The organism is Pantoea sp. Lu_F5_004, assembly GCF_051136245.1.
In the GTDB taxonomy this organism is placed as follows: domain Bacteria; phylum Pseudomonadota; class Gammaproteobacteria; order Enterobacterales; family Enterobacteriaceae; genus Pantoea; species Pantoea agglomerans.
In genome coordinates, this window is the sequence record NZ_CP194946.1 from 1,950,216 (window position 1) to 1,968,325 (window position 18,110).

An 18,110-nucleotide genomic window follows, 5' to 3' on the forward strand; every position below is an offset into this window, starting at 1 on the left:
GGTAAAGGTAAATATGGGTAAAGCACTCGTTATTGTTGAGTCCCCGGCAAAGGCTAAAACAATCAATAAATACCTGGGTAGTGATTACGTGGTTAAATCCAGCGTTGGTCATATCCGGGATCTGCCGACCAGTGGTTCAACCGCGAAGAAAAGTGCTGACGCCTCGACAGATAAAAAAGTCAAAGACGCTTCGACTGACAAGAAAGTCAAAAAAGTTAAAAAAGATGAGAAGGCCGCACTCGTCAGCCGTATGGGTGTTGACCCCTACCACGGCTGGGAAGCGGACTATCAGATTCTGCCCGGCAAAGAGAAAGTGGTTGCCGAACTGAAGGCGTTAGCCGCCAATGCTGACCACATCTATCTCGCAACCGACCTTGACCGCGAAGGGGAAGCCATTGCCTGGCACCTGCGGGAAGTGATTGGTGGTGATGACTCGCGCTTCAGTCGCGTCGTGTTTAACGAAATAACCAAGAATGCGATTCGTCAGGCGTTTGAAAAGCCGGGCGAACTGAATATTGATCGGGTGAATGCTCAGCAGGCGCGTCGCTTTATGGACCGCGTGGTGGGCTACATGGTCTCGCCACTGCTGTGGAAAAAGATCGCCCGTGGTCTCTCTGCCGGACGTGTGCAATCCGTTGCCGTTCGTCTGGTGGTGGAACGTGAACGTGAGATTAAAGCTTTTGTTCCCGAAGAGTACTGGGAAGTTAATGCCGCGCTGACCACGCCGAAAGGCGATGAGCTGTCGATGGACGTGACGCACAAAGGCGATAAAGCCTTCCGTCCGGTCAACCGCGAAGAAACGTATGCTGCCGTCGCGCTGCTGGAAAAAGCGCGCTATGAGATCGTGGATCGTGAAGATAAGCCGACCAGCAGCAAGCCGGGCGCGCCTTATATCACCTCGACACTGCAGCAGGCTGCCAGCACCCGTCTCGGCTTTGGCGTTAAGAAGACCATGATGATGGCCCAGCGGCTGTATGAAGCGGGCCACATTACTTATATGCGTACCGATTCGACCAACCTGAGTCAGGATGCAGTCGCCATGGCGCGTGGTTATATCGAAAGCAATTTCGGTAAAAAGTATCTGCCTGAAAACGCCATAACTTACGCCAGCAAAGAGAACTCCCAGGAAGCGCACGAAGCGATTCGTCCTTCTGATGTGGAAGTGGTGGCGGAAAAGCTGAAAGATATGGAAGCGGATGCGCAGAAACTCTATCAGCTGATATGGCGTCAATTTGTTGCCTGTCAGATGACACCAGCGAAATATGACTCCAGCACCATTACTGCCGCCGCCGGTGATTTCCGGCTCAAAGCGAAAGGCCGTATTCTGCGTTTCGACGGCTGGACCAAAGTGATGCCTGCGCTGCGTAAGAATGATGAAGATCGTACGCTGCCTGCGGTAAGCGTGGGCGATGTTCTGGACCTGCAGCAACTGCTGCCCGGTCAGCACTTCACTAAACCACCGGCGCGCTTCAGCGAAGCGTCACTGGTGCGTGAGCTGGAGAAGCGCGGAATTGGTCGTCCATCTACCTACGCCGCCATTACCTCGACGATTCAGGATCGTGGCTACGTACGGGTTGAAAACCGCCGTTTTTATGCGGAAAAAATGGGTGAAATCGTCACCGATCGTCTGGAAGAGAACTTCCGCGAACTGATGAATTATGATTTTACCGCCCGTATGGAAAGCAACCTTGACCAGGTTGCCAATAACCAGGCGCAATGGAAAGCGGTACTCGACCACTTCTTCACCGATTTTACCCAGCAGCTTGAACTGGCTGAGAAAGATCCTGAAGAGGGCGGGATGCAGCCGAACCAGATGGTGCTGACCTCGATTGACTGTCCGACCTGTAGCCGTCCGATGGGGATTCGAACTGCCAGTACCGGCGTCTTCCTGGGCTGTTCCGGCTATGCGCTGCCGCCTAAAGAGCGCTGCAAACAGACCATCAACCTGATCCCGGAAAATGAAGTTCTCAATATTCTGGAAGGGGATGATGCTGAAACCAACGCCCTGCGTGCCCGTCGTCGCTGCCAGAAGTGTGGCACGGCCATGGACAGCTACCTGATCGATAACGAACGTAAGCTGCATGTCTGTGGTAATAACCCGGAGTGTGATGGTTACGAGATTGAGAAGGGCGAATTCCGCATCAAAGGCTATGACGGCCCGGTGGTGGAGTGCGAGAAGTGTGGTTCGGAGATGCACCTGAAGATGGGACGCTTTGGTAAGTACATGGCGTGTACCAATGAAGAGTGCAAAAACACCCGCAAGATCCTGCGCAGTGGTGAAGTTGCACCGCCGAAAGAGGATCCGGTTCCGCTGCCAGAGCTGGCGTGTGAGAAGTCAGATGCTTACTTCGTGTTGCGTGACGGTGCGGCGGGCGTTTTCCTCGCGGCCAACACCTTCCCGAAATCACGCGAGACGCGTGCGCCGCTGGTGGAAGAGCTTCAGCGCTTCAAAGATCGTCTGCCTGAGAAGCTGAAATATCTGGCCGACGCGCCAGCAGCCGATCCGGAAGGCAACAAAACGCTGGTGCGGTTCAGCCGCAAGACCAAACAGCAGTATGTCTCCTCAGAAAAAGAGGGCAAGGCAACCGGCTGGTCCGCCTTCTATATAGATGGCAAATGGCAGGAAGCGAAAAAGTAATCCCTGAAGGCCAGCGCTCGCTGGCCTTTTTCTGAGCCTTATATCAATCCGTTCTACTCTCTCACTTAAACTGATATAGTTGTTATAGCATTTCCGACCTTTCCTGATGCATAGCATTTTTTTACCCTCGCGACTATACGTCAACCGGGGATGCGACTCTGTAACTTACCGGGATGGAATAGATATGAAATTACAGCAGTTGCGCTATATCGTTGAAGTGGTCAATCACAATCTCAACGTCTCTTCGACGGCGGAAGGTCTCTACACCTCTCAACCCGGCATCAGTAAACAGGTGCGTATGCTGGAAGATGAACTGGGCGTGCAAATCTTTGCCCGCAGCGGTAAACATCTCACCCAGGTCACGCCTGCAGGGGAAGAGATTATCCGTATAGCGCGTGAAGTTCTCTCCAAAGTGGATGCGATAAAATCGGTAGCCGGTGAACACACCTGGCCTGATAAAGGCTCGCTCTATGTCGCAACCACGCACACCCAGGCTCGCTATGCGCTGCCTGGCGTAATCAAAGGATTTATTGAGCGCTATCCTCGCGTCTCTTTGCACATGCATCAGGGCTCTCCGACCCAGATCGCTGAAGCCGTCTCCAAAGGTAATGCAGATTTTGCCATCGCCACCGAAGCTCTGCATCTCTATGACGATTTAATCATGCTGCCGTGCTACCACTGGAATCGGGCGATTGTAGTGACTGCCGACCATCCGCTGGCAGGAAAAGGACAGGTCACCATTGAGGAGCTGGCCGAATATCCGCTGGTAACCTATACCTTTGGCTTTACCGGGCGTTCAGAACTGGATACGGCCTTCAATCGTGCAGGATTAACGCCACGCATCGTCTTTACCGCTACCGACGCCGATGTGATCAAAACCTATGTCCGCTTAGGTCTGGGGGTTGGCGTCATCGCCAGCATGGCGGTGGATCCGGTAGCCGATCCTGACCTGATTCGCATTGAAGCCGCCGATATCTTTACCAACAGCACCACTAAGATTGGTTTCCGCCGCAGCACCTTCCTGCGTAGCTATATGTATGATTTTATCCAACGTTTTGCGCCACACCTGACGCGCGATGTGGTAGATACCGCGGTTGCGCTGCGCTCCAATGAAGACATTGAGGCGATGTTTAAAGATATCAAACTACCGTTTAAATAGAATTTAACCTCCCCACGTAAACATAAGGCTGCCTGGTGCAGCCTTTTCTGTCTCCAGGCTTTAGCGCCAAATGAGAATCAAAAGTTTTTATGATTTTTTTGTAAATGAAACATTGATCACATGTTTCTCCATCGGTCTTTCTTAAATGCGAATTACAACACATTTTTAACTATGTTACTTTGCGGCTTGCCAGGATTATTCCCATACTCCAGTTAAGAGCTGATGTGGGAAGCCAGTAAACATAAGGTTCTTAAGTTGTCTCTATAGTTTTAAGTGGATCTGTTTTTAAATTAACTCAAATTTTTAAGCGGGTCTTTTAATTAAATATTGGTTCCGGGATTAATGATTTCTTACGTTACTTAAGCTCATTGATTAATACCGTTAATCGTTTTACTCAATAAAAATAACTGGATTTTTGGCCTTAACGCGTTTAGGATTCCTCCTAAATCTTAATCGATGTTATCAATCATTTTGTTGAGAGTGATTATCAAAAACTATGAATACACGACTGACTGTACAACCGGGTTTCCCGGCAAAAAGCACCAAGGTTGAGCGTACCGGCAATACTCGTCGCAAAGCCTGGTTAACCGTATTCGCTGCCTCTGCGCTGTTTTGGGTAGTTGTCGCGTTAATGATTTGGCGTATCTGGGGCTAAAGCCATGTGGGCAAATACACTCAGCCATAAACGTTCCCTGACCTCGGGTCAGCACAAGACGGTCTCCTGTAAAGGAAAAGAACCCCTTGCAAAGGACGAAAAAGTGTCTATCCCCGATTCGTGGGATTTGAGTGATAACCAGCGACTTTTTATTGAGTCATTTCTGGACCCTAAAAACAAATAACGTTGTCAGACCATTTAATAGTCACTGTTCTTTAATAGCCGGATTTTCCGGTGGGCGTTTAAATGCCCTTCACCACATCCTGTACGACCAAAGGGTGTCGCCTCTATAAGGTGACCGCAAAAACTTTTACGCCCGATTCCGGCGAAGGAGTGAACCAAATGAATATCATTAAAATGTCCTGGCTCAGCGCGTATGCATTCTCCTTTGCGTTCTGGTCTGCGGCGGTGTGGATAACCCTGTAATTTGAATTAAAACACCTTTTTATGATGCCTCGTGACTTCACGGGGCATTTTCGTTTGCGAGCGATTGTAGCAATTTGTGTTGTAATCAAAACGTTAACGAATTTGTGGTCTATCTTTAACATAAACCTTTGTCTCTCTAAGGTTTAAAGACCATGAATGAAAGGAGGAGCTATGTCGTCTACCCTACGCGAGCAGAGTCAGGAAGTACTGCAGGTCGACACCAAAAAATATCACATCTTCAGTCTTCCCCATGCTGCTCAACACCTTGGCAATATCGATCGCCTGCCAAAATCCCTTAAAGTCCTGCTGGAAAATTTACTGCGCTATCAGGATGGTGACTCTGTTACGACGGAGGACATCCAGGCGCTGGTTGACTGGCAAAAAGATGCCCACGCCGATCGTGAAATTGCCTACCGGCCAGCCCGTGTATTAATGCAGGACTTTACTGGCGTGCCTGCGGTAGTTGACCTTGCTGCGATGCGAGAAGCAGTGAATCGGCTAGGCGGCGATGTGGCGAAAGTTAATCCGCTGTCCCCGGTTGATCTGGTCATCGACCACTCGGTCACGGTTGACCATTTTGGCGATGATGACGCCTTTGAAGAGAACGTCCGGCTGGAGATGGAGCGAAACCATGAGCGCTACGTCTTTCTCCGCTGGGGCCAGAAGGCGTTTGATAAATTCCGCGTGGTGCCGCCTGGCACCGGTATTTGCCATCAGGTGAACCTGGAATATCTCGGCAAGGCGATCTGGCATGAAACCGTGGGTGAAGAGTATGCCTGGCCCGATACCCTGGTCGGTACGGACTCTCACACCACCATGATCAACGCGCTTGGCGTGCTGGGATGGGGAGTAGGGGGAATCGAAGCCGAAGCCGCTATGCTCGGTCAGCCTGTCTCAATGCTTATCCCGGATGTGGTGGGTTTCAAACTCACCGGCAAACTGCGGGCGGGCATTACGGCAACCGACCTCGTGTTGACTGTTACCCAGATGCTGCGTAAGCACGGCGTTGTCGGTAAATTCGTTGAATTTTACGGTGATGGCCTGGCCGATCTGCCGCTGGCAGACCGCGCGACCATCGCCAACATGGCACCGGAATATGGCGCGACCTGCGGATTCTTCCCGGTTGATGACGTCACGCTGAGCTACATGACCCTGACCGGACGTGATGCCGAACAGGTAGCATTAGTGGAAGCCTATGCCAAAGCGCAGGGGCTGTGGCGCAATCCTGGCGATGAGCCGCGTTTTACCAGCACTCTGGCGCTGGATATGAACGAGGTGGAATCGAGTCTCGCAGGACCAAAACGTCCGCAGGATCGGGTGTCACTGGGCGATGTGCCCGCCGCGTTTGATGCCAGCAACGAGCTGGAAGTGAATCAGGCGCAGAAACCCCATAAAAATGTTGAGTATACCGACAGTGATACCGGGCTGACGCATAAGCTGACCGATGGGGCGGTGGTGATCAGTGCGATTACCTCCTGTACTAACACCTCCAACCCCAGCGTCTTAATGGCGGCCGGTTTACTGGCGAAGAAAGCGGTCGAGCGGGGTCTGAAACGTCAGCCCTGGGTCAAAGCCTCACTGGCACCCGGTTCTAAAGTTGTCTCAGACTACCTGGCCGTCGCGCAACTGACCTCCTATCTCGACGAGCTGGGCTTTAATCTGGTTGGTTATGGCTGCACCACCTGTATCGGTAACTCCGGCCCGCTGAAAGATGAGATCGAGTCTGCAATTAAAGCAGGCGACCTTACAGTAGGTGCTGTGCTGTCCGGCAACCGCAACTTTGAAGGCCGTATTCATCCGCTGATTAAAACCAACTGGCTGGCGTCGCCGCCGCTGGTGGTGGCCTACGCGCTGGCGGGTAACATGAAGATCAACCTGCAGACCGAGCCGCTGGGCCACGATCGTCAGGGCCAGCCGGTCTACCTGAAAGATATCTGGCCTTCGCCGGAAGAGATCGCGACGGCCGTGCAGCAGGTCACCAGCGACATGTTCCATAAAGAGTACGCTGAAGTCTTCGACGGTACGCCAGAGTGGCAGGAGATTAAGGTCAGTGAAGCGGCGACTTACGACTGGGATGAGGGATCGACTTATATTCGTCTGTCGCCTTTCTTTGACGATATGGAGAAAGAGCCTAAGCCGGTGCAGGATATTCGCGGTGCGCGGGTGCTGGCCATGCTGGGCGACTCGGTTACCACTGACCATATTTCACCGGCGGGCAGCATCAAAGCGGAAAGTCCGGCTGGCCGGTATCTGCTGTCACACGGCGTGGAGCGTACAGACTTTAACTCCTATGGTTCGCGTCGCGGTAACCATGAAGTGATGATGCGCGGCACGTTCGCCAACATCCGTATCCGCAATGAAATGGTGCCCGGCGTGGAGGGTGGTTATACCCGACATTACCCAAGTGGCGAACAGCTGGCCATCTATGATGCGGCAATGAAATATCAGGCGGAAGGCGTGCCGCTGGCGGTCATCGCGGGTCTTGAGTATGGCTCTGGTTCAAGCCGCGACTGGGCGGCGAAAGGACCACGTCTGCAGGGGGTCAGGGTAGTGATTGCGGAATCTTTTGAGCGTATTCACCGCTCAAACCTGATTGGGATGGGCATCCTGCCACTGGAGTTTCCGCAGGGCGTGACTCGCAAAAGCCTTGGGCTGACCGGTGAGGAGCGCATTGACGTGGAAAATCTTCAGGCACTGACGCCAGGCTGCAGCGTTAAAGTGACGCTGACCCGAGCTGACGGCAGTAAGGAAGAGCTGGACACTCGCTGTCGCATCGATACCGGTAATGAGCTGACCTATTATCGCAATGACGGCATCCTGCACTACGTTATCCGCAATATGCTGGACTGAAAAAAAAGCCGGGGAGACCCGGCTTTTTTATGTAGCTTACAAAGTCTGTAATAAGAAGCTGTGAGACCGTGGCTGCACAGGAACACGGTCAGATCGGAAAGACGCAAAAGCCGTCATCCATGACATGCCCGGCCCGCGCAATTACGCACCTCATCCCGGAGGTGCGCCCGTACCGGGCCAACGCTTTGCGTTGTTCAAAAACGCTCCCGGCGTTTTTATCCGGGCGGCGGGACGCTTTCCTCTTCTGACTGTGCATCCTGCGCGTTGAGCTAATCCGTTGCTTCAGGATTCTCTCAGATTTGGCTTCTTCAGGGGGCAGATGCCAGTGAGTCCCAGCTTAATTATGACTTCGGCAGCAGATGCCCCATCTTTTCCGCTTTCGTATCCAGATAGTGCGCATTCTTCGGATTACGTCCCACGACCAGCGGCACGCGTTCAACAATGTTGATCCCGGCTTCGCTGAGGATCTCCACTTTACGCGGGTTATTGGTCAGCAGTCGCACTTCATTAACGCCCAGCAGTTTGAACATATCGGCGCACAGCGTGAAGTCGCGCTCATCGGCGGCAAAGCCCAGCTGATGGTTCGCTTCTACCGTGTCGTACCCTTTGTCCTGCAACGCATAGGCACGGATTTTGTTCAGCAGACCGATGTTACGGCCTTCCTGACGGTGATAGAGCAGAGCGCCGCGACCCTCTTCTGCGATGGCATTGAGGGCGGCTTCCAGCTGAAAACCACAGTCGCAACGCAGGCTGAAGAGTGCATCGCCGGTCAGGCATTCAGAGTGAACGCGCGCCAGTACCGGCTCATTATCATTAATATCGCCAAAAACCAGTGCAACGTGGTCATGTCCGGTTGCCAGTTCTTCAAAACCAACCATCAGGAAATCTCCCCATGGCGTGGGCAGTTTGGCTTCTGCCACCCGTTTAAGCTGCATGTGACTCTCCAGAACCTTCAGAGGATGCACTATCATCATGATAGTGCACAGGCCAGTGTGGCCCGACAAACGTGCAATATTGTGCCACAACCCGCTAGCGGGCTGGTAATCTCTGATACCAATTGCAGTGATAAAGCACAATTATCCAATCGGCAACGGTTATGTTATTCTTTTTTAAGCTAAAGTTATGCAATTGCTCTCTTTTGACGCCGGGATAAGGGAAGAGGATGTTTAAGATTTCACGTCGTACCACCTTTGGAATGCTGCTGCTGCTGATTATGCCGGTTGCGGTCTGGCTGAGCGGCTGGCGCTGGCAACCAGATGAAAGCAATGCGCTGCTGAAAGGTCTCTTCTGGATGACCGAGACCGTCACCAACCCCTGGGGCATTGTTACCAGCGTCGTGCTGAGTGCCTGGATGCTCTGGTGCCTGCGCTTTCGGCTGAAGCCAGCCATCCTGCTGCTGCTGATCATGAACGCCACCATTCTGGCCGGGCAATACACTAAATCCTATATCAAAGAGCAGATTCAGGAGCCGCGTCCCTATGTGATCTGGCTGGAACAGCATCACGGGCTGGATGAAAAGACCTTCTACGAGCTGAAGCGCAAACAGCGTGGCGAGATGGTAACCTCACTGATTGCCGATGAGACGCAGATCCCAGGCTGGCTGAAACGGCACTGGGCGTTTGAAACCGGTTTCGCTTTCCCATCGGGACATACTATGTTTGCCGCCAGCTGGGCGCTGCTGGCATTGGGTCTGCTCTGGCCGCGTCGGCACTATAAAACCGTGGTAGTGATCTTTCTGTGGGCCGCCGGCGTGATGGCGAGTCGTCTGCTGCTGGGTATGCACTGGCCACGGGATCTGGCGATGGCAACCATACTCTCCTGGCTACTGGTCACCATTGCCACCTGGCTGGCGCAGCGATTCTGTGGCCCGCTGACGCTGCCGCCGGAAGAGCAAAAAGAGATGGCACAGCGGGAGCCCTGATTGTAATTCACCCGTAAGACCCCATATTATTAGACGGGTCTGCGTAAAAGCGACTCGCCCGATGCTGCTGGGAGCAGCATTTTTGCTGGAGTTTTGGCATAATTCTACCCGACAACCTCACAACAGGATGCACTGTGAAATATTTGCTGATTTTTTTAGTGGTACTGGTCATTTTCATTATTTCCGTCACCCTGGGTGCGCATAACGATCAGGTCATTACTTTTAACTATCTGCTGGCGCAGGGTGAGTTCAGCATCTCGACCTTACTGGCATCCCTGTTTGGCGCAGGTTTCGTGCTTGGCTGGATTATCTGCGGTTTGTTCTGGTTACGGACCCGCGTCTCCCTGGCGAATGCCAACCGGAAAATTAAGCGTATGCAGACCCAAATCGAGCAGAGTACCGCCCTGGCGACTACGCCATCTTCTCCGGCTGGCCGGGAATAATCCCTGATGCATGAATTGCTGTTTCTGTTACTGCCGGTGGCGGCAGCGTACGGCTGGTATATGGGCCGTCGCAGCGCGCATCAGGATAAGCAACAGGAAGCCAACCGACTGTCACGTGAATATGTCGCTGGCGTAAACTTCCTGCTCTCCAATCAGCAGGACAAAGCGGTCGACCTCTTCCTTGATATGCTGAAAGAGGACAGCGGCACGGTTGAAGCGCACCTGACGCTGGGCAATCTGTTCCGTTCGCGCGGGGAAGTCGACCGCGCTATCCGCATCCATCAGGCTTTAATGGAAAGCGCTTCCCTGAGCTATGAGCAGCGACTGCTCGCCGTACAGCAACTGGGCCGCGACTATATGGCGGCGGGCTTATATGACCGCGCGGAAGATATGTTTAAGCAGCTCACCGATGAAACTGACTTTCGGGTGGGTGCGCTGCAGCAACTGCTGCTGATCCACCAGGCAACCAGCGACTGGCAGCAGGCGATTGAGGTCGCAGAGCGGCTGGTTAAGCTTGGCAAAGAGAAGCAGAAAGGCGAAATAGCCCACTTCTACTGCGAGCTGGCTCTGCAGGCGATGAGCAGCGACGATCTCGATCGTGCCATGAACCTGCTGAAGAAAGGGGAGTCGGCCGATCGCAACAGCGCACGTATCTCGATCATGATGGGCCGTATCCTGATGGAAAAAGGGGATTACGCCAAAGCGGTGGGCCATCTGCAGCGGGTGCTGGATCAGGATAAAGAGCTGGTGAGTGAAACGCTGGGAATGCTGGAGACCTGTTTCCAGCAGCTCAATCAGCCAGACGCCTGGTCAGAGTTTCTTCATCGCTGTGTTGAAGAGAACACCGGCGCGGCTGCGGAGCTCTATCTGTCTGACATCCTTGAGCAGCAACAGGGACCCGAAGCGGCCCAGAATTACATCAGCCGTCAGCTGCAGCGTCATCCTACCATGCGTGTGTTCCACCGCCTGATGGATTTGAATCTGCATGAGGCGGAAGATGGCCGCGCGAAAGAGAGCCTGATGGTGTTGCGCGACATGGTTGGCGAACAAATCCGCACCAAGCCGCGCTATCGCTGCCAGAAGTGTGGCTTTACCGCCCACGCACTCTACTGGCACTGCCCATCCTGCCGCACCTGGTCTTCGGTTAAGCCTATCCGCGGCCTCGACGGCCAGTAAACCGGCCGTTACAGACGCGCTGTTACTAGCTTATTATAGTTACAACATACTAAGGGGCGGGTTAGCTTACAGACCTCAGCAACAGTGCATAATTTGCCAGGCAGAAGGGCAATGGCGATTGTGATGGTCAGACACCGCAGGTAGAATGCTTGCCGTTTGTCTATTGCGCCTGCGGGCGCCTGTTGCAGAGGAAATGCCATGCCTTCACCCCACAACGTGACCGCTTCGCCGATTCTGGTAGCGCTGGATTACCATGACCTCGACAGCGCACTGCGTTTCGTCGACCAGATCGATCCCCGCAGTTGCCGCCTTAAAGTGGGCAAAGAGATGTTTACGCTATTTGGCCCCTCGCTGGTTAATACTCTGCAGCAGCGCGGCTTTGAAATCTTCCTCGATCTTAAATTCCACGATATTCCCAACACCACCGCTCATGCCGTGGCGGCCGCTGCCGATCTCGGGGTCTGGATGGTCAACGTCCATGCCAGTGGCGGGGCACGGATGATGAACGCGGCGCGTGAGGCGCTGCTTCCCTTTGGTAAGGATGCGCCCCTGCTTATTGCGGTGACTGTACTGACCAGTATGGATGCAGAGGATCTCAAAGGGCTGGGCATTACGCTTTCGCCTGCCGAACAGGCAGAGCGACTGGCGAAGCTGACCCTGTCGTGCGGGCTGGATGGTGTGGTCTGTTCCGCCCATGAGGCTGTCCGCTTCAAACAGGTTTTAGGTCAGGACTTTGCACTGGTCACGCCGGGGATTCGCCCGGCAGGCAGTGATGCAGGCGATCAGCGTCGCATCATGACACCTGAGCAGGCGAAGCAGGCGGGCGTGGACTATATGGTTATCGGGCGTCCGATCACCCAATCCGCCGATCCCGCCGCCACTCTGCAGGCGATCCTGCACAGTCTGGAGACACAATAATGGCGAAGGATAATCCACTGGTTTACTCAACCGACAGCGGACGCATTACCCAGCCGGAGCCAGCGAAGGAGCGGCCAAAAGGGGATGGTATTGTGCGTATCCAGCGCCAGACCAGTGGCCGCAAGGGAAAAGGCGTCTGTCTGATTACCGGTATCGACCTGGACGACGCGGCATTGACCCTGCTGGCGGCCGAACTCAAAAAGAAGTGCGGCTGCGGGGGTTCGGTGAAAGAGGGTGTTATCGAGATTCAGGGGGATAAGCGCGATTTACTGAAAAGCCTGCTGGAAGCCAAAGGCATGAAGGTCAAACTGGCGGGCGGCTGAATAAAAAAATCGGGCTACCGAAGTAGCCCGATTGTCGTGTAGATGCTTAGCGTAGCCGATTATTCTTTTAATAAGGTCTTTAGTGGACCTGATGACCGATAATACCACCGACAGCGGCGCCACCGACTGTGCCGAGTGCGCTACCATTGGTCAATACTGAACCCCCAATCGCACCCGCGCCCGCGCCAATAGCGGTGTTGCGGTCACGTTTAGACCAGTTAGAACAGCCGCTCAGTGCAACAGCTAACGTGGTCGCCAGTACAACGGCAGTGATTCGTTTCATTGTTGTTGTCATACACTTCTCCTTTGATGTGCTCACAGAGGCAACACTCTTAGTATAGCTCCGATATTTCCTCAGCCCGCTTGTGTCGCATCATTGCCGCATCCGTGTCGGCATGGAAATGTGATCACCATGGACAAACCGTTTGTAGCGGGAGAGTCACAATGCAAACCCGACAGGGCCACGCATTGCCTGAGAGGATTCTAAGCGTTCTGGTTAAATTCCGAAGATAGAAAATTCTGAAATCACGACACATTTTTGCATTCACAGCCATTCCTTCTGCGTTTATAGCCATTTGCTCCATAACTCTTTCGCGTCCGACTCCGCAAAATTCAGGGACGATTGTCAGCAGGAGAAAATAGATGCTGGAACACCTGAAACAACAGGTTCTGGAAGCGAATCTGGATCTACCCAAATACAACCTGGTGACCTTCACCTGGGGCAATGTCAGCGCTGTTGATCGCGAACAGGGTTTGCTGGTGATTAAACCTTCCGGCGTGCGCTATGAAGTGATGACGCGCGATGACATGGTTGTGGTCGATCTGGCGAGTGGCGACGTGGTGGAAGGGGATAAACGCCCCTCATCGGACACCGCGACGCACCGCGCGCTTTACCTCGCCTGGCCGGAGGTGGGTGGCATTGTCCATACCCATTCGCGGCATGCGACCATCTGGGCCCAGGCAGGACGACCGATTCCTGCCTGGGGAACCACCCACGCCGATGACTTCTATGGTGAGATCCCCTGTACCCGGTCGATGCGCAATGAAGAGATTCAGCACGACTACGAGTGGAACACCGGTGAGGTGATTATCGAGACTTTTGCGCAACGCGGGTTGTCTCCTTCGGCGATTCCGGCGGTACTGGTCAACTCTCATGGCCCGTTTGCCTGGGGGAAAGACGCCCATGCAGCGGTACACAGCGCGGTTGTGCTGGAGGAGGTGGCATATATGGGCCTGTTCAGTCAGCAACTGACCGCTAATCTGCCGCCGATTAACCAGACGCTGCTTGATCTGCACTACCTGCGAAAGCATGGCGAGAACGCCTGGTATGGGCAAAAATAGCAAGCGGGACGCCACGGCGTCCCGTTTTTTTAGTCTCATCTGAGACTGGTATGGCGATCTCCATCATAGTTATCAAAACAACCCCTCATTAAAAATAAAACAGCGTTTCATTTTATCGAAGCGATCACTGTTTTGGTTACCTCAAGTCACTACTTTGCTTGCATCGCCTTCGGGCACTTCCTGCTCCACTCTCTGGCATAGCAAAGGTGACATCCATATGCATATCAAACGTGCAATAGACAAAATTCCGGGCGGTATGATGCTCATTCCGCTCTTTATCGGCGCACTCTGTCATACGTTTTCTCCGGGCGCCGGGAAATATTTCGGTTCTTTCACCAATGGCCTGATGACCGGCACGGTGCCCATTCTGGCCGTCTGGTTTTTCTGTATGGGCGCGTCGATTAAACTCAGCGCCACCGGTACGGTACTGCGAAAATCGGGCACGCTGGTGCTTACCAAGATTGCCGTCGCATGGGTTGTAGCTGCCATCGCCTCTCGGGTGATGCCGGAGAATGGCGTAGAAGTAGGGATGTTTGCCGGGTTGTCGACGCTGGCGCTGGTGGCTGCAATGGATATGACCAATGGCGGCCTTTATGCCTCGATCATGCAGCAATATGGTTCCAAAGAGGAGGCAGGTGCGTTTGTGCTGATGTCTCTGGAGTCCGGGCCATTAATGACCATGGTTATCCTGGGCACCGCCGGCATCGCCTCATTCGAGCCGCACGTGTTTGTGGGGGCGGTCCTGCCATTTATTGTGGGATTTGCATTAGGGAATCTTGATCCGGAGCTGCGCGACTTCTTCGGAAAAGCGGTCCATACGCTGATTCCTTTCTTCGCCTTTGCTCTGGGTAACACCATTAACCTGGGGGTCATTGCGGAAACCGGACTGCTGGGCATCATGCTGGGCGTGTCGGTGATCATCATTACCGGTATCCCACTCATTCTGACCGATCGGCTGATTGGTGGCGGAGATGGCACGGCTGGCGTGGCTGCATCCAGTACGGCAGGTGCAGCGGTGGCGACACCGGTGCTGATTGCCGAAATGCTGCCGCAGTTTAAACCGATTGCCCCTGCTGCCACGGCGCTGGTGGCGACCTCCGTTATTGTGACCTCCGTGCTGGTGCCAATCATCACGGCCATCTATTCAAAACGTGTTAAGCGTCTTCATGTTGCCGTGGAGCAGCGTGCCGCTATTAAGTAACCCGCCTAATCAATCCCCGACGCGCGAGTCGGGGATCACTCTGGATTTTGTGTTGTAAATCAATCTCTCATTTGGTCTGGCCTCACTCTGCATTACGCTGATGTGGCGTATTTAACGCATCAAATATAAACAGAGGATGAGACAATGACAGTTATTAACCAAGCAACGTGCAGATTATTTACCGAAGTCGGCAACACCACGCAGTTAGTCGCCTATTACGAAGAAGGGCGTCGTACTATGTGGATGATGTTGCGTGCACAACCCCGTCCGAGCTTCAACCATGAACTGATTGAGGAGATCATGAATCTGAGCTACGCCGCTCAGCGTTCTGGTCTGCCGATCGACTTCTGGGTTACCGGCTCTCTGGTGCCACAGATGTTCAACGCCGGTGGCGATCTGCGCTTCTTCGTCGAGTGCATTCGCAACAACCGCCGCGAGGCGCTGCGGGCCTATGCCCGTGCCTGCGTTGACTGCATCCATTCGGCAGCACGGGGGTTTGATACCGGCGCGGTGACGCTGGCGATGATTGAGGGCAGTGCGTTAGGCGGCGGATTCGAAGCGGCGCTGGCGCATCACTTCATTCTGGCGCAGAACAACGCGCGGATGGGCTTTCCGGAAATTGCGTTTAACCTCTTTCCCGGCATGGGCGGCTACTCACTGGTCGCGCGTCGCTCCGGCATGAAACTGGCAGAGGAGTTAATTTGTGAAGGGGAGTCCCACAGCGCTGAGTGGTATGAAACGCGCGGACTGGTGGATAAAGTCTTCCAGCCTGGCGACAGTTACCGCGCCACCCGCACCTTTATCGATACGTTACGTCCTAAACTCAACGGCGTGCGGGCTATGCTAAAAGCGCGTCAGCGCGTGCTGCAATTGTCACGCGCTGAGCTGATGGATATTACCGAAGATTGGGTCGATTACGCCTTTACCATCGAACCTAAAGACATTGCTTACATGGAACGCCTGGTTCAGCTACAAAACCGCCACAGCGCATCACTGCGTAAAGCGGGTTAATTGAATTAGCGTTAAACGCGGGCAGGATGCTTAGCCAGCCAATGCCCAAACTGTTCCGCGGGCATTGGTTTTGCGTAGTAGTAGCCCTGACGCCCATCGACACCACTATTAAGGACAAACTTCTCTTCATCCGGGGTTTCAATACCCTCTGCAATCACCTGCAAATCGAGCGCCTTGGCGACGGCGACGATAGCTCGTACCAGCGATTGTGAGACGGGCTGTTTATTAATATCGCGGATAAAGCTTTGGTCGAGCTTAATGGCATTGATCGGCACACGTGCGAGCTGAGAAAGCGATGAGTAACCGGTACCGAAGTCATCCAGATGAACCTGTGCGCCCAGCTCCTGAAACTGCTTCATCAGCCGCAGGGCTTCAGCTTCATTCTCTATCAGGCAGCTTTCTGTGAGCTCAATATCGATAGGACAGTCGGTGATGTTCGCCTCATGCAGTGCCTGTTTCAGGTCAGTATAGATGCTTTGATCAATCAGCTGACGTGCCGACACGTTGACGGCGACGCGCAGAAAAATGCCCTGCTGTCGCCAGACGATAATCTGTTTCAGCACATTGAGCATGACCCAGCGTCCCAGCGGCACAATCAGCCCCGACTCTTCGGCATAGGGAATGAAATCAGCGGGGGAGACCAGGCCGCGCTCGGGTGAGTTCCAGCGTACCAGCGCTTCGGCACTGCGGACTTCACCATCACTGTCGATTTTCGGCTGGTAATGCACCAGCAGGTGATCCAGCTCCAGCGCCTTACGCAGATTGGTGTCCAGCCACAGGTATTCAAAGACCCGCTGGTTCATCTCTGCCGCAAAAACGCAGAACTTGCCGCGACCATTCTCTTTGGCGTGATACATCGCGGTGTCAGCATTGCGAATAAGGCTCTCGCGATCTTCACCGTGCAGCGGCGCGAAAGCGATCCCGATAGAGCAGCCGCTGTACACTTCGATCAGTCCGATACGGAAAGGCTGACGCAGCCGCTCAAGAATGCGGGAGGACATCGCCTCCAGCGCAGCCTGGCTGGTATGCTCAGCCAGCACCACAAACTCATCGCCACCCAGCCGGCCCAGGGTCTGGTCTTTACCCAGACAGCTAAGAATCGCCAGTGAGACCGCCTGCAGTAACTGATCGCCGAACATATGACCGTAGGCGTCGTTCACTTTTTTGAAATTATCGAGATCGAGGTAGACCACGCCGGTCTCATCGCGCTCAGATCGCTCCAGCGCCAGGCTAATCTGTTGATGAATTGCGTTGCGATTAGGCAAACCGGTCACCGTATCGGTGTTTGCCAGCACCCGGAGGCGTTCCTGGGCGCGTCGCTCCTCGGTTATGTCGGTGCCAGAACAGATGAGGAAAATTTCATTTTTGCCACTGCCGCTGTGAACAAACTTATTACGAAACAGAAACAGTCGCTGACCTTTTTTGGTTTTAACCCAGCGCTCAACCTCATAGGAGTTGCCGTCACGGAAGAAGCCCGCAATGTTGCGTCGTGACTGAGAAGCCTCCTGTTTAGTCATAAAGAGCTGAAAGACGTTACGGCCAATAACCTCATGCTCATTCAGACCGGTATATTCTTCACTAAGACGGTTAAAACGCTGAATATTGCCGCGCTGATCGAGGATCACTATCACCGAGTTGGCTTCAGAAACCACCTGTTCGGCGAATGAAAGACCCAGGGTTAAGTCGCGGGCGACCGCTGAGGTATCGCCCCAGGCAGAAGCGGTTCCTGCCCATGTCGCCTGGTTCACTTTGCGTCCGACAAAATGCATCGGAACATCAATGCCCTGCAGCGTCATAGTCAGATTGATGCTTGAAGTGATGACCGGCATCGCGCGTATCATGGCTGCCTGGCCGGGAGTTAACGGCAGGGCGATATTAGTTTGTGACGACTCATCTTCGGCAAAATGCAACGCATCGCTGTCCGCGGTCAGACGCCAATGAGGGCTGGTTGTACCGAAAAGGGTGTACAACAACGTTTGCCCTTGTTCATCGGTCATGGAAACTTCCTCCGGGAAGTGCTCTGCAGGCGTTATCTCATTATTTTAGCA

The 18,110-nt window shown here is 53.8% G+C and carries 15 protein-coding genes; 12 read left to right on the forward strand and 3 right to left on the reverse strand.

Translation table 11 applies throughout. The features are described 5' to 3' along the window. Positions 1-13: 13 nt before the first annotated feature. From topA to acnA, 4 genes are all read left to right on the forward strand, one after another. Positions 14-2,638, forward strand: a complete 2,625-nt coding sequence (gene topA / locus ACR8BN_RS09010) for a type I DNA topoisomerase (RefSeq protein WP_031591590.1) — start codon at positions 14-16, stop codon at positions 2,636-2,638. 184 nt (positions 2,639-2,822) lie between these two features. Continuing rightward, complete coding sequence (cysB, locus tag ACR8BN_RS09015) at positions 2,823-3,797, forward strand: HTH-type transcriptional regulator CysB (protein WP_003853865.1); 975 nt, start codon at positions 2,823-2,825, stop codon at positions 3,795-3,797. A 496-nt stretch (positions 3,798-4,293) separates the two neighbouring features. After that, complete coding sequence (locus ACR8BN_RS09020; RefSeq protein WP_071778593.1) at positions 4,294-4,452, forward strand: YmiA family putative membrane protein; 159 nt, start codon at positions 4,294-4,296, stop codon at positions 4,450-4,452. A gap of 597 nt (positions 4,453-5,049) precedes the next feature. Next, entirely contained in the window at positions 5,050-7,728 is a 2,679-nt protein-coding gene (gene acnA / locus ACR8BN_RS09025; protein ID WP_434747548.1) for an aconitate hydratase AcnA, read from the forward strand. A 341-nt stretch (positions 7,729-8,069) separates the two neighbouring features. On the opposite strand, the gene ribA is transcribed toward acnA, so the two are convergent. Continuing rightward, entirely contained in the window at positions 8,070-8,663 is a 594-nt protein-coding gene (gene ribA / locus ACR8BN_RS09030; protein WP_010244482.1) for a GTP cyclohydrolase II, read from the reverse strand. Between the two features lie 227 nt (positions 8,664-8,890). Here ribA and pgpB point away from each other — a divergent pair, with 227 nt between their 5' ends. From pgpB to yciH, 5 genes are all read left to right on the forward strand, one after another. After that, complete coding sequence (gene pgpB, locus ACR8BN_RS09035) at positions 8,891-9,649, forward strand: phosphatidylglycerophosphatase B (RefSeq protein ID WP_064704260.1); 759 nt, start codon at positions 8,891-8,893, stop codon at positions 9,647-9,649. A gap of 134 nt (positions 9,650-9,783) precedes the next feature. Then, complete coding sequence (locus tag ACR8BN_RS09040; protein ID WP_010244487.1) at positions 9,784-10,092, forward strand: LapA family protein; 309 nt, start codon at positions 9,784-9,786, stop codon at positions 10,090-10,092. A 6-nt stretch (positions 10,093-10,098) separates the two neighbouring features. Then, the gene (gene lapB / locus ACR8BN_RS09045) at positions 10,099-11,268 is read left to right on the forward strand and encodes a lipopolysaccharide assembly protein LapB (protein ID WP_031591586.1); all 1,170 of its coding nucleotides are present in this window, start codon (positions 10,099-10,101) and stop codon (positions 11,266-11,268) included. Positions 11,269-11,466: 198 nt separating this feature from the next. Next, entirely contained in the window at positions 11,467-12,186 is a 720-nt protein-coding gene (gene pyrF, locus ACR8BN_RS09050; RefSeq protein WP_109650484.1) for an orotidine-5'-phosphate decarboxylase, read from the forward strand. Next, positions 12,186-12,509 carry a stress response translation initiation inhibitor YciH gene (yciH, locus tag ACR8BN_RS09055; protein ID WP_010244495.1) on the forward strand — a complete coding sequence of 108 codons (324 nt, stop codon included), beginning with the start codon at positions 12,186-12,188 and terminating at the stop codon, positions 12,507-12,509. The genes pyrF and yciH overlap by 1 nt, the downstream gene beginning before the upstream one ends. Before the next feature lie 79 nt (positions 12,510-12,588). Here the strand turns inward: yciH and osmB are convergent, their stop codons facing one another. Continuing rightward, positions 12,589-12,804: an osmotically-inducible lipoprotein OsmB gene (gene osmB, locus ACR8BN_RS09060; RefSeq protein ID WP_003853848.1), complete on the reverse strand. Its 216-nt coding sequence runs from the start codon at positions 12,802-12,804 to the stop codon at positions 12,589-12,591. A 347-nt stretch (positions 12,805-13,151) separates the two neighbouring features. On the opposite strand from osmB, the gene araD reads away from it, so the two are divergent. The 3 genes from araD (at position 13,152) to ACR8BN_RS09075 (ending at position 16,062) form a co-directional block, all read left to right on the forward strand. Continuing rightward, positions 13,152-13,850: an L-ribulose-5-phosphate 4-epimerase gene (gene araD, locus ACR8BN_RS09065; RefSeq protein WP_031591582.1), complete on the forward strand. Its 699-nt coding sequence runs from the start codon at positions 13,152-13,154 to the stop codon at positions 13,848-13,850. A gap of 217 nt (positions 13,851-14,067) precedes the next feature. Continuing rightward, on the forward strand, positions 14,068-15,051 hold the full coding sequence (gene kdgT, locus ACR8BN_RS09070; RefSeq protein ID WP_031591580.1) for a 2-keto-3-deoxygluconate transporter: 984 nt from the start codon (positions 14,068-14,070) through the stop codon (positions 15,049-15,051). A 144-nt stretch (positions 15,052-15,195) separates the two neighbouring features. Then, the gene (locus ACR8BN_RS09075; protein ID WP_003853843.1) at positions 15,196-16,062 is read left to right on the forward strand and encodes a crotonase/enoyl-CoA hydratase family protein; all 867 of its coding nucleotides are present in this window, start codon (positions 15,196-15,198) and stop codon (positions 16,060-16,062) included. An 11-nt stretch (positions 16,063-16,073) separates the two neighbouring features. On the opposite strand, the gene pdeR is transcribed toward ACR8BN_RS09075, so the two are convergent. Beyond that, a complete protein-coding gene (pdeR, locus tag ACR8BN_RS09080) occupies positions 16,074-18,059 on the reverse strand; it encodes a cyclic di-GMP phosphodiesterase (RefSeq protein WP_010244518.1) in 1,986 nt (661 codons plus the stop codon). Positions 18,060-18,110: the final 51 nt, after the last annotated feature.